19 protein-coding genes and 1 pseudogene are annotated in these 17897 nt (G+C 31.5%); 8 read left to right on the top strand and 12 right to left on the bottom strand.

Features of this window, described 5'->3' with window-relative positions; all coding sequences use genetic code 11:
• Window positions 1-120 precede the first annotated feature (120 nt).
• From VSF34_RS03540 to VSF34_RS03530, 3 genes are all read left to right on the top strand, one after another.
• Complete coding sequence (locus VSF34_RS03540; RefSeq protein WP_326717693.1) at window positions 121-747, top strand: histidine phosphatase family protein; 627 nt, start codon at window positions 121-123, stop codon at window positions 745-747.
• Between the two features lie 70 nt (window positions 748-817).
• A complete protein-coding gene (locus VSF34_RS03535; protein WP_326717692.1) occupies window positions 818-1399 on the top strand; it encodes a DUF308 domain-containing protein in 582 nt (193 codons plus the stop codon).
• Between the two features lie 149 nt (window positions 1400-1548).
• Window positions 1549-2178, top strand: coding sequence for an MBL fold metallo-hydrolase (locus VSF34_RS03530; RefSeq protein WP_326717691.1), 630 nt, complete (start codon window positions 1549-1551; stop codon window positions 2176-2178).
• A 103-nt stretch (window positions 2179-2281) separates the two neighbouring features.
• Here VSF34_RS03530 and VSF34_RS03525 read toward each other — a convergent pair whose 3' ends face one another.
• Together VSF34_RS03525 and VSF34_RS03520 are read right to left on the bottom strand one after the other, a co-directional pair.
• On the bottom strand, window positions 2282-2737 hold the full coding sequence (locus VSF34_RS03525; RefSeq protein ID WP_326717690.1) for a PrsW family glutamic-type intramembrane protease: 456 nt from the start codon (window positions 2735-2737) through the stop codon (window positions 2282-2284).
• Window positions 2738-2991: 254 nt separating this feature from the next.
• Window positions 2992-4161: an IS256 family transposase gene (locus tag VSF34_RS03520; RefSeq protein WP_326716335.1), complete on the bottom strand. Its 1170-nt coding sequence runs from the start codon at window positions 4159-4161 to the stop codon at window positions 2992-2994.
• A gap of 275 nt (window positions 4162-4436) precedes the next feature.
• Between VSF34_RS03520 and VSF34_RS03515 the strand changes: the two are divergent.
• The 5 genes and pseudogenes from VSF34_RS03515 to rpsT all read left to right on the top strand — a co-directional run bounded on the left by VSF34_RS03515 (window position 4437) and on the right by rpsT (window position 9190).
• Window positions 4437-5265 (top strand): annotated as a pseudogene (locus VSF34_RS03515) (undecaprenyl-diphosphate phosphatase).
• 146 nt (window positions 5266-5411) lie between these two features.
• Window positions 5412-7295, top strand: a complete 1884-nt coding sequence (locus VSF34_RS03510) for a heavy metal translocating P-type ATPase (protein ID WP_326717689.1) — start codon at window positions 5412-5414, stop codon at window positions 7293-7295.
• 137 nt (window positions 7296-7432) lie between these two features.
• Window positions 7433-7972 carry a DUF1836 domain-containing protein gene (locus VSF34_RS03505; RefSeq protein WP_326717688.1) on the top strand — a complete coding sequence of 180 codons (540 nt, stop codon included), beginning with the start codon at window positions 7433-7435 and terminating at the stop codon, window positions 7970-7972.
• Window positions 7973-7975: 3 nt separating this feature from the next.
• A complete protein-coding gene (locus tag VSF34_RS03500; RefSeq protein WP_326717687.1) occupies window positions 7976-8830 on the top strand; it encodes a DegV family protein in 855 nt (284 codons plus the stop codon).
• A 105-nt stretch (window positions 8831-8935) separates the two neighbouring features.
• On the top strand, window positions 8936-9190 hold the full coding sequence (rpsT, locus tag VSF34_RS03495; RefSeq protein ID WP_326717686.1) for a 30S ribosomal protein S20: 255 nt from the start codon (window positions 8936-8938) through the stop codon (window positions 9188-9190).
• A gap of 55 nt (window positions 9191-9245) precedes the next feature.
• On the opposite strand, the gene holA is transcribed toward rpsT, so the two are convergent.
• The 10 genes from holA to VSF34_RS03445 all read right to left on the bottom strand — a co-directional run bounded on the left by holA (window position 9246) and on the right by VSF34_RS03445 (window position 17889).
• A complete protein-coding gene (holA, locus tag VSF34_RS03490) occupies window positions 9246-10265 on the bottom strand; it encodes a DNA polymerase III subunit delta (RefSeq protein WP_326717685.1) in 1020 nt (339 codons plus the stop codon).
• 59 nt (window positions 10266-10324) lie between these two features.
• Complete coding sequence (locus VSF34_RS03485) at window positions 10325-12625, bottom strand: DNA internalization-related competence protein ComEC/Rec2 (protein ID WP_326717684.1); 2301 nt, start codon at window positions 12623-12625, stop codon at window positions 10325-10327.
• Window positions 12615-13094 carry a ComE operon protein 2 gene (locus VSF34_RS03480; RefSeq protein WP_326717683.1) on the bottom strand — a complete coding sequence of 160 codons (480 nt, stop codon included), beginning with the start codon at window positions 13092-13094 and terminating at the stop codon, window positions 12615-12617. Before VSF34_RS03480 ends, VSF34_RS03485 begins: the two co-directional genes overlap by 11 nt.
• A gap of 23 nt (window positions 13095-13117) precedes the next feature.
• Window positions 13118-13741 carry a helix-hairpin-helix domain-containing protein gene (locus tag VSF34_RS03475; protein WP_326717682.1) on the bottom strand — a complete coding sequence of 208 codons (624 nt, stop codon included), beginning with the start codon at window positions 13739-13741 and terminating at the stop codon, window positions 13118-13120.
• 45 nt (window positions 13742-13786) lie between these two features.
• Window positions 13787-14839 carry a SepM family pheromone-processing serine protease gene (locus tag VSF34_RS03470; protein WP_326717681.1) on the bottom strand — a complete coding sequence of 351 codons (1053 nt, stop codon included), beginning with the start codon at window positions 14837-14839 and terminating at the stop codon, window positions 13787-13789.
• A 5-nt stretch (window positions 14840-14844) separates the two neighbouring features.
• Entirely contained in the window at window positions 14845-15339 is a 495-nt protein-coding gene (gene coaD / locus VSF34_RS03465) for a pantetheine-phosphate adenylyltransferase (RefSeq protein ID WP_326717680.1), read from the bottom strand.
• A gap of 2 nt (window positions 15340-15341) precedes the next feature.
• Entirely contained in the window at window positions 15342-15902 is a 561-nt protein-coding gene (gene rsmD, locus VSF34_RS03460) for a 16S rRNA (guanine(966)-N(2))-methyltransferase RsmD (RefSeq protein ID WP_326717679.1), read from the bottom strand.
• Window positions 15903-16002: 100 nt separating this feature from the next.
• On the bottom strand, window positions 16003-16335 hold the full coding sequence (locus VSF34_RS03455; RefSeq protein ID WP_326717678.1) for a YlbG family protein: 333 nt from the start codon (window positions 16333-16335) through the stop codon (window positions 16003-16005).
• Entirely contained in the window at window positions 16325-16753 is a 429-nt protein-coding gene (locus VSF34_RS03450) for a YlbF/YmcA family competence regulator (protein WP_326717677.1), read from the bottom strand. Before VSF34_RS03450 ends, VSF34_RS03455 begins: the two co-directional genes overlap by 11 nt.
• Complete coding sequence (locus VSF34_RS03445) at window positions 16750-17889, bottom strand: CAP-associated domain-containing protein (RefSeq protein WP_326717676.1); 1140 nt, start codon at window positions 17887-17889, stop codon at window positions 16750-16752. The genes VSF34_RS03450 and VSF34_RS03445 overlap by 4 nt, the downstream gene beginning before the upstream one ends.
• Window positions 17890-17897: the final 8 nt, after the last annotated feature.

Below are 17897 nucleotides of genomic sequence, written 5' to 3'. Positions count from 1 at the left end.
GACATTTTTATGTTCGATTGACAATACTTATTTTATTTTTTGTAAATTTATATCATTATCATTTTTGATTTTATTTGATATGATAATGTATGTTTAAGTAAAATGACTAGGAGGACAAACATGACAACTTTTTATTGTGTCAGACATGGAAAAACTGAATTTAATCAGCAACATATTTTTCAAGGTGGTCTTGCCGATTCACCCTTGTTACCTGAAGGACAAAAAACTGCTGCTTTAGCAGGAGAATATCTATCTGATGTGACTTTTGATAGAGCTTTTGTATCTCCTCAGAAAAGAGCTCAGGATACAGCAGAAATTTTATTAGCTAATCATGCTGGTGAATTAACTGAGTTTATGACGATAGAAAACTTAAGAGAAATGGAATTTGGAGAATGGGACGGATTACCAGAAGCTAACTTTGAACATCTTTTAGAATTTCAAAACCTTGTTCACAGACCTCATCTTTATAATCCAACAGCATTTAAAGGTGAAGATTTTGAAACTCTAATCACTCGTTTAAAAGAAGTTTTCACAACATTAGCTAAAGATTACCCAAATGATACTATTTTAATTGTCTCTCATGGTCTAGGGTTACAAGCGATCTTAAAGCATTTTGATAATATCCCTTTAGCCGATTTACGATCTGGTGACTTTTTAGGAAACACTAGTATCTCAGTTGTACAAGTCGATCCTACTACAGGAGAATTCGATCTAACACTATGGAATGATACGACACATACTAGCTAAGTTTATGTTTAAACTCTTTTAAATCTATGATAAAATGTTTAAGGTCTATTTTAGGAAAGGAGAATGTCAGATGATAAAAAAACTGAAAAAAGTACAAGATTTAACTAAAAATATTGAATGGCCCTCGGTTTTAATGAGCTTGATTTTTATTGGTCTTGGTATTTTTTTAATAAACCACTTATCATTTACCTATCCTGTAACTGAGCTGAGTATTTTGCTTGGTTTAATAGCTATTTTGAAAGGTTTTTTCAATTTCTATACCTATTCAGTCGTTACAGAAATATCTAAAGAGCAACACTGGCAATGGTCTTTTATCGTTAGTGCAAGTGTTTCTATTTTAACCGGACTACTACTCATCTTCAACTTTTCCAGTAATGGTCTAGTTTTTTATTTGCTAGGTGGCGCTTGGATGATATTTGATACAATTCCTCATATATTAGCAGTCATGGATTATTGTACTAAACACTCAAACACCTATAAAATGCTTTTAACAGCTTATGGTCTATCTATTTTAATGGGTATTGGGTTAATTTTTAACAACATCTATCCTTTAATTGAAACAACGATTTACCTTTCATCATTCTTCTTGATTAATGGGGTTATTTTAATTTGGGATATCTATTCTGTTAATAAGAAACAACGAGCAATGTAGTTTAATAATATCTAATTTTAAGAAGCAGGCCTATGTCTGCTTCTTTTTTACTAACTTTACTTTACTTATATCTCGTATCACAAAAGTGCTTTTTCTTCCCATTATCCATACTTAGGTTATAATGATAGTAAAAGTAAGGAGGTTTTTATATGACACAAATTAAACAAATTCCAACAGGAGCTATTCAGGAGAACTGCTATATTATTTACAACGATCATTCAGCTTTAATTGTTGACCCAGGAGATGATGCCCCGCTTATCCAACAGGTGATTAGTGATTTAGATGTCACTCCTAAAGCTATCATTATTACTCATGCTCACTATGATCATATTGGAGCAGTTGATACTATTAGAAAAACATATCAAATCCCTGTTTATATAGATCCTATTGAAGCTGATTGGTTAACTGATCCAACTCTTAACTTATCTGGATTGGCTAGACATGATGATATGAACAATGTCATAACAGCACCAGCTGAATTTGATTTAAATCATTATGACACATACACTATTGGAGACATGACTTTTAAAGTTGTTCCAACGCCAGGCCATTCCCCAGGTAGTGTAAGTTTTATTTTTGATGATTTTGTTGTCTGTGGTGATGCTTTATTTAGTGGTAGTGTTGGTCGAACTGACTTACCATTTGGAGATTCCAAAGCATTATTAACTAGTATTCAAGAGGAACTATTTACTCTGCCAGATGATATGTATGCTTATCCTGGGCATGGGCCTAAAACAACAATTGGCAAAGAAAAAACTACAAATCCTTTTTTCAATTAAATAAAAAATATGAGGGTGACTGTTAAAGTCATCCTCATATTTTTTCCCTACTAATCATTCATCTCAGTCTGTAGATTCAACTTGATCAATTTTTAGGAATAAATTAATAAAAATAACTAGTTTTCTTATCAAAAGTATGATGAGTAAGTGAATATACGCCAACTACAGCGATTGCTGTATAGGTCCAATGAGAACTAAATGCTCCTGTCAATCTAATTAATGCTTGAGATAATTTTTCAGATTCATCAATCAAATAAGCAAAATCTTCCATAATTTGAAAACCAAGTCCTACTGCTATTCCTGCAAAAAAAGTCACTTTTAATCCTTTTTGCTTAATTAAATACAACGTCCAAAATACTAAAACTGCTTTTAAAAATCCCTCTACAATTGGTGCTGTTAAAGCGTTTGACCACTCCTCTAAAAATGAAGCACCATTAAATAGCTCACCTAATAAGACATCACCAAAATCATTAAAGAAACCACTTATCCAACAAGCAATAAATAAACCACTAAGCAATCCAACTAGCAACACTCTTGTCGGAATTTTCCATTTATTCATTCAAAAAACAAGAAAACTGATTAAAGGAATAATATAAGTTAGGAAGACTAGGCTCCCAGTTAAAATGTCAATGTGACGAGTGCTATTTAAAATAACATCTAGTAAACCAAACATTTCAACATCTAAACCTAAAAATAACAAGTATAAATACAACAATAAACTAACAACATACATTTTACTTTTAACAACTCCTATATTTTTTTGGTTGCGTCAAGAATTATGTGTAAATGGAAAATCCATTCCATTTTTTTAAGTTAAAACATTGATTCTAATGTATCTTGTATTTCCTTAAATCCTTTATGTACTCTGCCTAAAAATTTTTGGTTATATTCATTGAACTGAGAAACAAGGAATCTCTCCAGAGATTCTTCATTAGGAAATTGTTCTTTTCTCTTTGTATATTTTTTTAACTGTTTATTAAATCCCTCAATCAAGTTAGTTGAGTAGATAGTTCTTCTGATTGATGGTGGGAAGTTATAGAAAGTTAATATAGCAGGATTCAAGAGTAATTTAACTACTCGTGGATACTGCTTTTTCCATTTATCTATCATAAAACTTATTTGATTCATAGCTTCTTCTTTTGAAGCTGCTTGATAAACCAATTTGAAATCATTACAGACTTCTTGTCGATCACTAACACGAACCTTATGAGCAATATTTCTAGAGATATGGACACAACATTGTTGAAATTGAGCATTTGGATAGACACTATGGATACTATCGTGAATACCACTTAAACCATCAGTTACAACTAATAAAACCTCTTCTAAACCACGATCTTTTAAATCTTGAAGTATCTCTTTCCAAACATAAGCAGATTCGGTTGGAGCAATAGTAAATCCTAGAACCTCTTTGGTTCCATCCAATCGAATGCCTATCACAATATAAACGGCTTCTTTTGATACGGTTTGTCTCTTTAAAGGAATATGAGTAGCATCCATAAAAATGACTGAGTATTTAGCTTCTAAAGTTCTTTCTTTAAAAGCCAAAACATCTTCAGATACGATTTTACTCATGTTTGAAATAGTTTGTGGTGTGTAATAATGACCATACATTTTTTCAATTAGATCAGAGATTTCAGACATAGTGATCCCTTTTTTAAATAGCTGAATAATAGTAGTTTCTAAGGAATCATTGGTTCTTTTATAGGCTGGTAATGTTTGTTGGGAAAATTCTCCATTTCTATCTCTAGGAATCACCAAATTTAATTCTCCATATTCTGTTTTAAATGAACGTGAGTAATTCCCATTGCGGGAATTACCTGAATTAAATCCAGCTCTATCATACTTTTCGTAGTCAAGAAACGCTGTTAATTCAGCCTGTAATAATGAGTTGATAGCGAGTTCTAAATGACGACGAAATAAATCATCTAAATCACCTTTATTAATTAGTGTTTCCATTATTTCTGTAGTAAAATGAGTCATGAGAAAGTCCTCCTATAAAATTTCTGTGTCGTAACTTTAATTTTACAGAATGGACTTTCTCTTTTTCTACCCTAAATTTCTATTTACACAAAATATTTTACCCTATCATTTTTTTAGAAAACTTACTTTACACAACTAAACTATATTAAGCTAGTTATTATTTAATTTTTATAAAACAGTGACATAACAATCCATTAGAAAAATTTTCATGTTGTTTTTCTGGAAAGTATTGTATAATAATTCTCAATATAATAAAGAAGGTTGGTTTAAGATAAATGGATTTTGTAAATATATTAAAGGTTATCTTTTTAGGAATTGTAGAAGGTATTACAGAGTGGTTACCAATCAGTAGCACGGGACATTTAATTTGATGAATTCATCAAATTAAATGCCTCTAGTGATTTTAAAGAAATGTTTAATGTTGTTATTCAATTAGGAGCCATCTTAGCTGTTGTTATCTTGTATTTCAACAAACTAAACCCTTTTGCTTCAAATAAGTCACAGATAGAAAAAAAAGATACTTGGAGTTTATGGTTTAAAGTAGTCATAGCTTGTATCCCTGCTGGTGTTTTAGGAATTATGTATGATGATTTTTTAGAACTACATTTTCATAAATTTGTTCCTGTTGCTATTATGTTAATTTTATACGGTATTTTATTTATCGTTGTGGAAAATCACAAAAAAGGAGTCACGCCAAAAATTACTACCTTAAACGGATTAACTTATAAAACAGCCTTTATCATTGGGCTCTTCCAAGTATTATCGCTAGTTCCAGGTACTTCACGTTCAGGTGCAACAATTATCGGAGCTATTATTATTGGGTGTTCTAGATTTGTCGCTGCTGAGTTCACTTTCTTTTTAGGTATTCCAGTTATGTTTGGAGCTAGTGGTGTTAAAATTTTAAAATTTATTGCTAAAGGAAATTCATTTGGTACTCCTGAAATTATCATGTTACTACTAGGAGCTGTTGTCGCTTTTATCGTATCTATTTTAGCGATCAAGTTCTTAATGGGATATATTAAGAAACATGATTTTAAAGTCTTTGGATGGTACCGCATTATCCTTGGAACAATTATTTTGATTTACTGGATAACAACTTTATAATTAACTAAAACAAAGAAGATCAGCATTGGATGATCTTCTTTATTTTTTTACGTTTTTATTGATAATGACTATCATTCCTGTTTAGATTATAATCATTCTAATCTAGAAAAAATTATGCTATACTTTTTTTATAGGAGGAATGCATTATGACTAAATTAAAAGACAATAGCACCATGATTGCGACTATTATTTGTGGCATTTTAATGATTGTTGGGTTAATCGTTGATAAAAGTGGCTTTAGCTTTGCTCCAATTATCTATATTATTGGAATGATCATTGGTGGTTTTAAACAAACAAAAGAAGGGCTAGAAGAAACATTTGAAGATAAACGCTTAAGTGTCGATGTCCTTATGGCCCTAGCAGCTATTGGAGCTTGCCTAATCCAATATTATTTTGAAGGAATTATGTTAACTTTTATTTTCTCACTAAGTGGTTCTTTAGAAGAATATACAACAAGTAAAAGTAAAAAAGAGATTGAAAATTTAATGGCTATTCAGCCAGATAATGCTTTTTTATTAGATGACAATGGTGAAACAACAGAAGTTGCTGTTGCAACTTTAAAAATTGGTAATAAATTATTAGTTCCAAAAGGGGCTAGTATTCCAATAGATGGTGAACTTTTAAGTGATTTTGCTTCAATTGACGAAGCTGCTATTACGGGAGAATCTATTCCTGTAGATAAACTAAATCACGATAACGTTTTTGCTGGAACGATTAATATAGGAAATCCCATTACCATGGTAGTCACAAAAGAGTCAAAAGACACACTATTTAGTAAAATTATCCAGCTTGTAGATGAGGCTCAAAATACACCATCCAAAACAGCTAGTTTCTTAGACCGATTTGAAAATGTTTACGTTAAAGCTATTTTAATCATTGTACCTTTAATGATTCTAATTCCATATTTTTTCTTTGGTTGGTCTTGGGATCAAAGTTTTTACCGAGGTATGGTCCTTTTAGTTGTTGCCTCTCCTTGTGCTTTAGTTGCTGCAGCTTCACCTGCAACTCTAGCAGCTATTTCTCATGGTGCTAAAAATGGTGTCTTGTTTAAAGGCGGTGCTTTTTTAGAAACTCTATCTGATTTAAAAGCTATTACTTTTGATAAAACAGGTACTTTGACTAGAGGTATACCTGTTGTAACAGATGAAATTTTCCTAGAGGATAATCATATTGAGCACATTAGTGTCTTATTAGAAATTGAAAAAAATTCAACTCATCCTCTGGCTAGTGCTATCGTTAAACATTATCGTCAAAAATCCGATGATAAGGTTTTAGATTTAACTATTGAAGAGATTGCAGGATCAGGCATGCAAGGGACTCAAAAAGATATTATTTGGCGTGTTGGTAATATTGATTTTGTAACAAATACCGTGATATCAAAAGCTATTCAAGAGGACACTCTACGATTACAAAATGAAGGAAAAACCGTGATTTATTTATCTAAAAATAATCAAATTGTAGCCTTCTTTGGCTTATTAGATGTACCTAAACCTGAAGCAATTGAAACTGTTCACTACTTTAATGAGCAAGGCATTGAAACAACTATGCTTACTGGTGACCATCACCAAACAGCACATGCAGTAGCTAAGATGGTTGGGGTTAATCAAGTCGTTGCTGATTGTTTGCCAGAAGATAAAACTGTCTTTATTAAAAAACAACAAGAAAAATTAGGTACAAATGCTATGGTTGGAGATGGTATCAATGATGCACCTGCTCTTGCTAATGCTTCAATCGGTATTGCTATGGGACAAGGGACAGACATTGCTATTGATGTTGCAGATATTGTACTAATGCAAGATGACTTATCAAAACTGAAAATGAGTCATGAACTTTCTCTTAAATTAAAGAGAATTATTACAGAAAATATCATTTTTTCAATCACAGTGATTGTACTGTTAATCACCTCTAACTTCTTACAAATTATTAATTTACCACTTGGAGTCATTGGTCATGAAGGAAGTACGATTTTGGTTATCTTGAATGGACTAAGAATGTTACGTCCCATACCAAGTAAAAAATATAAAAAATAAAGCAAGAATATACAAGAGCATACCCAAACTGTCATTAAAAAAACATCTTAAATTTTTATTTAAGGTGTTTTTTTCTTATTGTGTTTTCTATAACCTTGTGATATAGTTTTGAAAACTAGATTAAAAGGAGAAGCTATGTGACAACTAATATATCTCACCAATTTTTAAAGGAGTATCATTTACCAACTTGGGATGAGCTACCAAATATTGATGTCTACATGGATCAACTCATTACGATTGTAGAAGATGCTGTTGGTCCACTCTATCATTTCCAGACAACCAAAAAATTAACGCCATCTATGGTAAATAATTATGTTAAATTACAACTCATCCCTAGACCTGTTAAAAAAAAATATCAGAAACAACACATTGCTAGGTTGATTGTTATCACTATTTTAAAACAAGTTTTCGATATTGCATCCATTCAAGAAAGTATTGATATTGAAACTAAAGAAACAAACTCACAAATCGCTTATGATAAATTCTGCCAATACTTTCAAGAAACTCTTGATATTTTCTTGAATAGTAGTACTCAAAAAGTTGAAGCAACATTATATCAGGACATGGCTCCGATTCATTTAGCGTGTATTACTGTGATAAGTAAAATTTTTACTGAAATATCTTTAGCACACTTAATAGCCCATTTAACCCATAATCAGATAGAAAAGGATGATTAATTTATGACTAAACAAATTGCACTACTAGTAGATTCTGCTATGGATATGCCTCAAGAGATTATAGATTTAGGTGGCATCTATACGATTCCTCTTTGTATTAATTACTCAGATGCTACTTACTTAGATAAAGTTGATATAACACCTGAGGAAATATACCAGCGACTTGACAAAGAAATACCAACGACATCTCTTCCTCCACTTGATTTAATCGATCAAACCATTAGACAAATTAAACAAGACGGTTATCAAGAAATATTGGCTATCAATATTTCGAGTGGTTTAAGTGGTACATTTAATGCTATTAGACTTGCTTTACTAGATCATCCTGATATTATTTCAAAAACCATAGATACTAAAAGTATTGGAATTGGTGCAGGTATTCAGGCAGTTTATGCTAAGGAGTTAATTGATAAGCACTACTCTCTTGATTCGATTTATGAAATCTGTGAAGCTCTTACTCACAAAGAACATATTTTCTTTAGTATCCCTACTTTAGAGTACTTAAAAAAAGGAGGGCGTATTGGACTAGTAACATCTATTGTTGGTACTGCTCTCAATTTAAACCCAGTTATTTCTTGTAATGATGAAGGTGTTTATCATACAGTAGCTAAAACACGTGGTAGAAAAAAAAGTTTAAAAAAAATGATTGATCTCGTAAAAAAACAAGTGGAACATAGCACAGACTATCGTTTTGCCGTTGCTTACGGAACAGACCAGGAAGATGCTCAATATGTCTTTGATACATTAAAAAATGAACTCCCGAACTACAGTGACGTCTATTTTGATACAATTAGTCCAGTTTTAGGAGCTCACACTGGGCCAGAGGTCATTGGGGTAACTATTTTAGATTTAAATTAAGAAAGATTCACGTAACTTATTGCAAACTCTCGTGTGTTTCTGTATAATGTGAATGTTGATTGTATAAGATTCATCAATGCAAACTCTATTTCGGAGGTGAAAATAATGCCAAATATCGAATCTGCTATTAAACGTGCACGTACAAGCGAAAAAGCTCACGAAGCTAACTCAGCAAGAATGAGCAAAATGCGTACTGCTATCAAAAAATTTGAAAAATCTGTAGAAGAAAACGCTGATAACCAAGCTGAATTATTAGCTGTTGCAACTAGAGAAATTGATATGGTTAACTCAAAAGGTTTAATCCATCAAAACAAAGCAAACCGTGAAAAATCACGTTTAGCTAAAAAATTAGTAAAATAAAAAACTTGCTTGACTGAATTCTTTGGATTTCTAGTCATCAAGTTTTTTTATTTTATTAAAAAATTGGATTGAGTAAGAATAATTCAAATAGCATTTTTTGATCCATAAAGCCTGTCTTCATTTTATAATCATTTTCTACTAAGTTATCAAATACTTTAAACAATGTTTCTTGGCTAAATTTCTTAGCTTGTGCCACACTAAGTTTAACTCGGTAAGGATGAATTTTTAATACATCCACCATATTGGCTTGTTGGTAGCTTTTATCTAGCATAATTTTAACTTGCAATAATAGTCTAAATTGGCTAATCAAAATGGCATTAATTTTTATGACGTCTTCACCTTGAAGAACTAGTTCTTTATATAACCTAAGTGCCGATTCACTCTTCCCTTCTAAAACAAACGTTAATAAATCAAAAATGCTATGTTCCAAACTTTTTGAAATTAAAGCCTCTATAACTGGCTTCGTTATTTTTTTATCAACTGAAGTTGCTAGAAATAATTTATCCAATTCATTCATCATCTGACTGAGTTTTGTATCAGTTAAATAAATAAATAAATCAAAAGCTTCTCTGGTAATCTCATATCCCTCACTACTAATCGTTTGCTGTATATATTTTTTTGTATCTTGATCGCTCATCTCTGATACATCAATAATCTTAGCCACTTTTTTTAATTCTTTAACTATTTTTTTTCGCTCATCTAATTTTTTGTAATTAGCATTAAAAACTAAAACAGTATCAGGAGAGGGCTGTTTCAAATAAGCAAGAAGCATTTTAATATCATGTTCTAAGTCCGTTTTCTTTTTTTCACCTGTTAGAAAGAAAGGATGATTAATATAAACAATTTTTTTGTTACCAAAAAATGAAACCATCTCTACTTCATTTAAAGCATGTTGAAGTAACTCTTGATCCATATCAAAAGACAATAGATTAAACGCTTCATCTCCTGGAGATAATATATTTTTCTCTAACTCTTTTTTAAATCGCTCTCTCAAATACCGTTCTTCACCTAATAATAAATAAATTGGAGCAAACTCCCCACTGGCTAATGCGGATAAATCTTGTTGAAATCCCATATTATCACTGTTCCCTCTTTTTAAAATATTATCTCTATTTTAACAGATTATCTTAATATTTAACGAATTGTTTTTGTTTTTGACATATTTTTACTAAAATAAAACCAAGTTTGATAAATCATACCATCCTCATCCGTACGGTAAATACTTACTCCTTCACTTTCAAGCGTCTCTAAAGTCTCTTTAGATGGGTGATTGAAATGATTATTAACACCACAGGAAATAAAGGCTTCTTTTGGAGTTATGCGTTTGACAAACTCTTTATGAGTAGAGGTCTTACTTCCATGATGACCTACTTTTAGGTAATCTACTGATAAATCTGCATCTAAATCTCTTAATAACTCTTCCTCACCTTGTCTCTCTAAGTCTCCGGTAAATAAGTAAGACTTATTATGTAACCACATTTTAAAGACAATAGAGTCGTTATTTTGACCATCTGTCGCTACTTTAGGATAAATCGCTTCTAACACCATGTCTTGTTTTCTAAAATAAGTCGGAATGCTTAAACTTCTTACTTCTGTCGTATGTAACGATGTTAACTTTTTTTGAACATTTGGACTATTGATTGTACTTGTTGTTCCTATTACTTGCTGAATTGGTATGTGCTGATGCAAGACATCAATATCTCCAAAATGATCTTCATGAGCATGAGTTAAAAAAACTGTACTTAAACTAGAAACACCTTGGCTTTTTAAAAAAGGGATGAGTGTATATTCCGCATTCCTTCTCTGATTAGCCTTTTCTTGCCAGTCCTCTTTTTTAAAATCTAACTGACCTCCTGTATCAATTAAGTAGTTTCCTCGATGAAAAGGTAATTGAATAAAAATAGCATCACCTTGCCCCACATCAACCACAGCAATCATACCTTGAGGATTAATATATTTAAGACAAACAAGCAACATAAGTGTGATAATGAAATAGGAAAGAAGTTTTTTTATACTTAATTTTTGACTCTCCCATTTTATAAATATGTAAAACTCTATACCAATAACTATCATTAATAACCAAAGTGGTGGTTTCCCAGTAGTCATAGTAAAAAAAGAAACCTTACTAAATTTCAAAGGAAGTTGATGAATTATCATCATCAAGGTCTCTATAATACTAATCAATAGACTAGGTAATAAAGGACTCAAAAGTAATGAAAATAATAACATTGGTAACATAAAACCAAATAGCACAGGTGTTACAAGAAGTGAGAGTAAGACGGATAATACATGTATTTGATAAAAGTAAAAACATATTAAAGGAATTGAGAAAAATGTCAATAGTATCTGAAAATAAATCGATTGTTTTAAATGAGAAAATGAAAGTAACGTTGGTTGAATAAATAAAATCAAAAAACTCAAATAATAACTCAGTTGCCCTCCTACTGTTAGTAGAAGAAACGGTGTGAATAAGCTATGTATCAACAAAGTTATACTGAAACAATCTAGGGCAGATAATTCTAATTCTAACCATTTATTCGTCCTTTTGACTAACTCTTGCATACCTGCTCTAACTACTCCGACTGCAAAGCCACTTAAAGCAAAAAACAGTAAAACAGTAACTATTTCAAAATAACCTGTTATTTCTTTACTGATTCCTATTCGTAATAATAGATGGCGTGTCAATAAAATTAAAAAACTTACATGAACTCCTGATAAAGCAAACAGATGAGATAAACTCAGTTGTTGCCATACTTCTCTAACATCTGTAGATTGTTTTCCTAACATCAAAGTATCCATGTATGAAGCTGTCATAGGTTCGAATGTTTTATGAATATGCTTTGATATCTTTTGCCTGAAACTTGACAACAAAAATAGTGGGTGCCCTAAACTATTATCTAGCCGTCCTACTTTTGAGAAACTCTCAATCTGATAAATCCCATTAACTTGAATAATTCGTAAATACCTCTCATAATCAAACCCATTTAGATTACGTTTTTGACTTGGCTCTATCTGTTTCAAAGTACTCTCAATCACTAGTGGATGTACTACGTTTTCTAAATAAGCTTTTTCATCCATATTTTTTATTTTATACTGAAAATAGTGTTTTTGTTTTGTTTCTAAAGATTGACCTACTCCTTTAATAAAATCTCCATCTATTACTAATGAATCAGGATAAAGTATCACCTCTGCTTTATCAGTCTGTATAATATTGACATCCTTGATATGTTTATTCATAAAAAAAAAGCCTATTGCTAAAAAGCAAGAGACTAGACAGGCCAACAAAACTATTGGCTTTTTTAATGCTATGATTCTAAGAAACAAGAGCCCTGTAAATATCAAAGCTAAATTATGATATTCAAATAAAAATAATAAAGAAATTTGAAAACATGCAACAAGAAAAAAGAGGTAATGCTTAAGCTCTTTAAGACTCATGAGCTAAACCTTTTGCTAATGCATCAAAATAGTTCTTTGACACACTTACTTTGTGAACAGTTGCTCCAGCTTGTTTGATTAAGTTAATGGCATAATCATCGTTACGATAATCTTCCATATAGTGAATTTTTTTGATTCCTGCTTGTAAAATCATTTTCGTACACTGTAGGCATGGAAAATGAGTCACATAAATCTCTGCACCATCTGTTTCTACTCCAAATTTAGCACATTGTAAAATAGCATTCATCTCTGCATGAATCGTTCTGACACAGTGATTATCTACCAAGTAACAACCATCATCAATACAATGAACATCATCTGTTACAGATCCATTATATCCTCCAGCAATAATTCGCCTATCTCTAACAATAGTCGCTCCAACAGAGAGCCTTGTACAAGTACTTCTAAGTGATAATAATAAACTTTGTGCCATAAAATATTGGTCCCAAGGGATACGTTGTGAGTCCATCTTATCTTCCCCTTTCTCTTCATCTATATTGTAATCTGTGATTTCAAACTGTCAAATGTTTTTTCACCAATCCCATCAACTTTTTTTAAGTCTTCAATTGTTTTAAAAGAGCCATTTTCTTCTCTAAATTGAATAATTTTTTCTGCCTTTTTTTCACCTATACCATTTAATGATTGAAGTTCAGAAGCTGATGATGTATTGATATTAATGAGCTTAGAATCTTGCTCAGTTATTGACTTATCACCTGTACTTACTTGGGTTACTAACTCAAATCCCTCCTCCCCTATTTCTGGGATATAAATAACCATTTGGTCAATTAATTTTTCTGCTAAATTAACTTTTTTATCATCAGATGCCTCTGTTAATCCTCCAGCTAGTTTAACAACATCCAATACTCTCATATCATCACTTACTTCATAAACACCAGGTGATACAACAGCTCCTTTAATATCGACATAAAACTTATCACTAATCTCTTCTTCGTTAGTATCACTTGTAATAGAACTAACTTCTGATACGAGCTCTAAAGAACTATCAAATTCTGTTCTATTTTTTGGTAATATCACATACATCATAATTCCTACTAAACAAAATATACTTAAGACTATTAATAATACGAACTTATCCTTAATTTTTTCAATCCACATTATCAGACCTCCCTTACTTTTAATATACGAAAAGACACGACATTTTTACTTTGTCGTGTCTTTTTTTAAGTAATCAATAGCATCTGTTATGTTTGTTATAGGAACAACTTCAATAGATAAATTATTTCTCTTCACAGATTCTTTGGCCTCTTCATAATTTGAAAGGGACTCCCCAGTATCATTAGGAGCTAAAAATATCGTTGCTCCGCTTTGCTCGGCAGCTACTACCTTCTTATCAATACCACCAATTCGACCTACTTGACCTTTGTTATTGATTGTTCCAGTACCAGCTATGTTCCTTTCTTGAGTTAAATCAGTACCTGTTAGTAAGCTATATAATTCTAGGCTAAACATTAAACCAGCAGATGGACCACTTACTTTCTCAGTATGAAATTTAATATCTGGTTTAGTACTTAAACTTGTTTTATCTACAAAACTAATACCGATTCCTTTTTTATGGTTATCTGGTAATTGAACAATATACCCGCTGGCTAGCTTTTCTACATCATGCCGATAATAAGTAATAGTAACTTCTTCATCAATAGCTTTTTTTTGAATATTATCAATAAATTCAACCGAATTTCCCATCGTTTGACCATCTAGTTGTGTCACTAAATCTCCAACTGATAATTGATTCATAAATGATGAATAAGGCTCAACAGACATGACAAAGATACCTTCATATTTTTTATCATACGGAATCCCTGCTAATTCAAGAGCAACTTCCATTGCCTCATGTTGTGAATTTTGCATGTTGTATTCTTGTAAAGCTTGGTATTCTTTTGAATTTTGAGTTCCTAATATTTTTTCTCTAGCAATGACTTCATCATTTTTTTTAAATTGGCTTATCAAAATAAATAACAAGTTGGCTCGCCTCATAGAAACAGTCGTCATCATTAAATTTCCCGAATAGTCATCTGTTTGACCATCTACTGTGATGACATCTCTCAAACTCTCAGCAGAACCTGGAGATTCAATATAATAAGGTAGAGGGACTAGCATTAACAATACAAGTAAAAAAGCTAAAACTGTCGTGACAATTTGTTTTTTAGTGACATAGTGTTGTGTCACTTGAGGATTTTGTCTTCTTTTTTTCATAAATGCTATCCTTTTTTAGAATATCTTTTTAATAAAGCTTGGTTAACTTGTTCAGGGACAAATTTTGACACGTCTCCTTGAAAACTAGCAATTTCTTTTATCATACTAGAAGAGACATTACTAAATTCTTCATCAGCTAATAAAAATACTGTATCAATCTCTTTATCCATTTGCCTATTCATGGAAGCAATATTTTTTTCATATTCATAATCTAGGTTGTTTCTGACACCTCGGATTAAGAAATGAGCATCTAGCTCTTTAGCTATATTAACCGTTAAATCCTCACTTTTAATGACAACTTTCACATTAGCCAAGTGTTCAATAGATTCTTCAATTAATTGCTTTTTTTCATCAGCAGAAAAAAAACTCTTCTTCGTTGTATTAGTAAAAACCCCTACTATTACTTCATCAAACAACACACTAGCTCTTTCTACAGTATTTAAGTGACCATTTGTAAAAGGATCAAAACTTCCAGGGAATAAAGCTATTTTTTTATCCATAGTTATGCCTCCTTTAAATATCTGAAAATCATGATTCTTGTTGCACCATAGACTTGGTCTTTTTTTAAGTACAAGTTGTCTATCTCTTCTGGTAACAAAACGTGTTTATCCATTTCACAAATAACATCTGCTCCATCATTTAATAAAGCTAATTCTTGTAAGTCAAGTAAAATTTGATTTAATTTTTCTTTAGCATAAGGTGGATCTAGAAAAACTAAATCAAAACTTACTCCAGCTTGACTTAAATATGATAAAGCAACCTTGTCTTCCATTTTCTTTACTACAAATGAAGTATTTTGCTTAGTTAAATTGATATTTTCTTGAATAATTTTTACTGCTGCATAATGATTATCAAAGCAATATGCTTTATCAATTCCTCTAGAAACAGCTTCAATGGCCAAATTACCACTACCACTATATAAATCTAGACATGTTCCCCCATCAAAATAAGGCCCAATTCTGTTAAAAATAGAACCCTTTACCTTATCGGATGTAGGTCGTGTATTATCTCCTTTTAAAGATTGTAGCTTTCTACCTTTAAATTCTCCTGCAATAATTCGCATCTTTATACGTCTCCTTATTTTTGTTATCACATGGCTAAAAAGAAAAGCTGGCTAATAAGCCAGCCATCTTTTTTATATTAATGAAACTATATCTTTGTCATTATCCTTCAAATTCTGCCAAGCGAATTTCTGTGTTTTCTTCTTCAAATTCACGAGGTTCTTGATTTTCTTCTTCATTACCAAGGCGATTAGTAAAATTCATATTAATGTCTGGACGATAAGACACATCAACGCTACGAACAAAAAATTGTTTGTTTAATTTATCAATAGTTGACTCCACTTCTTGTTCATTAACATATAAAACCACATATTTCATTTTTTTAGAAGCATAGTGAATATAACCAAAACGTCTGAGTTGACGTAAGTGCTTCAAACTATACACCCAAACAACTAACCCTCTTCTTGGTATCATTTCTAACCCACTAGTTAACATGGCAATTCCCCCCACATCCTCTTTTAGCAAACTCAAAGAAAGGATTTCCTGCATCGACTTTGATTGTCTCAGAAATTGTTTGTGCAATATCTAAGCACATATAGTCTAACATATTTTGCAAAGAAGTTTCACTATATTTAAACTCTGCAATTAACTCGTTTGTATCTACTGCACGCTTAGCTTTTCTCAATGCTCTTCTTTTTTCTTTGAAATCTGGTGCGTATTGTCCGTATTCCTCAATTTCAGTAAATTCTTTTTTCGTTCTTAAAAAGTCAGTTACGATAACATCTACTTCTTTTTCACGAGTCATATTAGTATAGTGATTAAAATAATCACAAACCAGATTCGTTTTTAATATTTCCTCAGTTACAAGATCCACACAGTCCTCTAAATCATACAATGCTTCATTATAAATCACTGACTATCACTACTTTCTATTGTTAAATTATCAACACCTTTTTTTGGCCCAAAAAGGATTAAAAGTTGATGTGAATCAATACTAATACCAGTCAATTCATCACGTTTATCAGTAAGCTCTTTGTATGAAAAACGCTCTCCATACCAATCCATCACTAAGAAAGGAATATCATATACTTGATTAGCATATAAACCACTTATTTTCTTAGAATTAGGGTTTCCTTTTTGAATCACTCTTCGTAATTCATCTTCATTTAGAGCAAAAGATTGATCAGGGATAGCCCTTTTTTCTTCCCACTCAAGTAATCTTTCCTCTTTTTTAAAGATTGACTCTGGGTGCTCACTCAGCTCTCTAAGTGCTTCACGACTAACGTTTGATATATGAGTATCTCTTGCTAAAAGTTTTCTATCATCTTCTTCTCGAAGAGTATTTAATAGACTTAACAACTGATCAGAATAAGCTTGGTTAAATTCCTTTTCCTTATCTGGTGACACATTATTAAGATCATGAGATTTACTTGTAGCATTTTGTGGTGGAATTAAACTAAGTAAAGTCTTCTTATCTAAATAGCGAATACCAATTAATTGACTACTATGATAATCAAAATGTAATAGAGCAAAAGAGTCATTATTGAATGCTACAAGTGGCCGATAATTCATATCATCTTCTGTAAATTCAATACTATAATGTTCTCCTTCAAAGTCAAAGTCAAAATTTGAATAGATTGTTGTAATTTCTGAAATATCAGCCAAAGTCATGCCAAACTGAAAAGGAAGAGTTTCTGTTTCACTTCCTAAAGTAAACACAGACGCAATAACGCCATCTACAACTTCTATTTGATAATAATCACGAGAATTATCTCCATATAATAACCATTTTCTGTTAGGATCTACTTGCCACTCTTCAAGCGGTTTTGGTTTTGTTTTCAAAAAATTACTCTCTGTCATCCCAATATAATTTGCCATGCCTGTAGCATTTAACTCATTATAACTTATAGATTTTTCAACTAAGGAAACATCAATTAACTCCGTACCTTCTTCTAATTTAGGTTGATTATAAGATAAAACGACTGGTTTCATATATACAATCACTAATACTATTAAAAATGCAACTAATAATTCACCAACACGTTTCATCTTGATCA

The organism is Vagococcus jeotgali (assembly GCF_035918315.1).
GTDB classification, from domain to species: Bacteria; Bacillota; Bacilli; order Lactobacillales; family Vagococcaceae; genus Vagococcus; species Vagococcus jeotgali.
The sequence above is the reverse complement of the archived record's forward strand: the minus strand, read 5'-3'. Positions and strand labels throughout refer to the sequence as shown.

Bases quoted from the DNA above. Each gene is read 5' to 3' on its own strand.
- VSF34_RS03540 (WP_326717693.1), top strand. From the start codon at position 121: ATGACAACTTTTTATTGTGTCAGACATGGAAAAACTGAATTTAATCAG.
- VSF34_RS03535 (WP_326717692.1), top strand. From the start codon at position 818: ATGATAAAAAAACTGAAAAAAGTACAAGATTTAACTAAAAATATTGAA.
- VSF34_RS03530 (WP_326717691.1), top strand. From the start codon at position 1,549: ATGACACAAATTAAACAAATTCCAACAGGAGCTATTCAGGAGAACTGC.
- VSF34_RS03525 (WP_326717690.1), bottom strand. From the start codon at position 2,737: ATGAATAAATGGAAAATTCCGACAAGAGTGTTGCTAGTTGGATTGCTT.
- VSF34_RS03520 (WP_326716335.1), bottom strand. From the start codon at position 4,161: ATGACTCATTTTACTACAGAAATAATGGAAACACTAATTAATAAAGGT.
- VSF34_RS03510 (WP_326717689.1), top strand. From the start codon at position 5,412: ATGACTAAATTAAAAGACAATAGCACCATGATTGCGACTATTATTTGT.
- VSF34_RS03500 (WP_326717687.1), top strand. From the start codon at position 7,976: ATGACTAAACAAATTGCACTACTAGTAGATTCTGCTATGGATATGCCT.
- rpsT (WP_326717686.1), top strand. From the start codon at position 8,936: ATGCCAAATATCGAATCTGCTATTAAACGTGCACGTACAAGCGAAAAA.
- holA (WP_326717685.1), bottom strand. From the start codon at position 10,265: ATGGGATTTCAACAAGATTTATCCGCATTAGCCAGTGGGGAGTTTGCT.
- VSF34_RS03485 (WP_326717684.1), bottom strand. From the start codon at position 12,625: ATGAGTCTTAAAGAGCTTAAGCATTACCTCTTTTTTCTTGTTGCATGT.
- VSF34_RS03480 (WP_326717683.1), bottom strand. From the start codon at position 13,094: ATGGACTCACAACGTATCCCTTGGGACCAATATTTTATGGCACAAAGT.
- VSF34_RS03475 (WP_326717682.1), bottom strand. From the start codon at position 13,741: ATGTGGATTGAAAAAATTAAGGATAAGTTCGTATTATTAATAGTCTTA.
- VSF34_RS03470 (WP_326717681.1), bottom strand. From the start codon at position 14,839: ATGAAAAAAAGAAGACAAAATCCTCAAGTGACACAACACTATGTCACT.
- coaD (WP_326717680.1), bottom strand. From the start codon at position 15,339: ATGGATAAAAAAATAGCTTTATTCCCTGGAAGTTTTGATCCTTTTACA.
- rsmD (WP_326717679.1), bottom strand. From the start codon at position 15,902: ATGCGAATTATTGCAGGAGAATTTAAAGGTAGAAAGCTACAATCTTTA.
- VSF34_RS03455 (WP_326717678.1), bottom strand. From the start codon at position 16,335: ATGTTAACTAGTGGGTTAGAAATGATACCAAGAAGAGGGTTAGTTGTT.
- VSF34_RS03445 (WP_326717676.1), bottom strand. From the start codon at position 17,889: ATGAAACGTGTTGGTGAATTATTAGTTGCATTTTTAATAGTATTAGTG.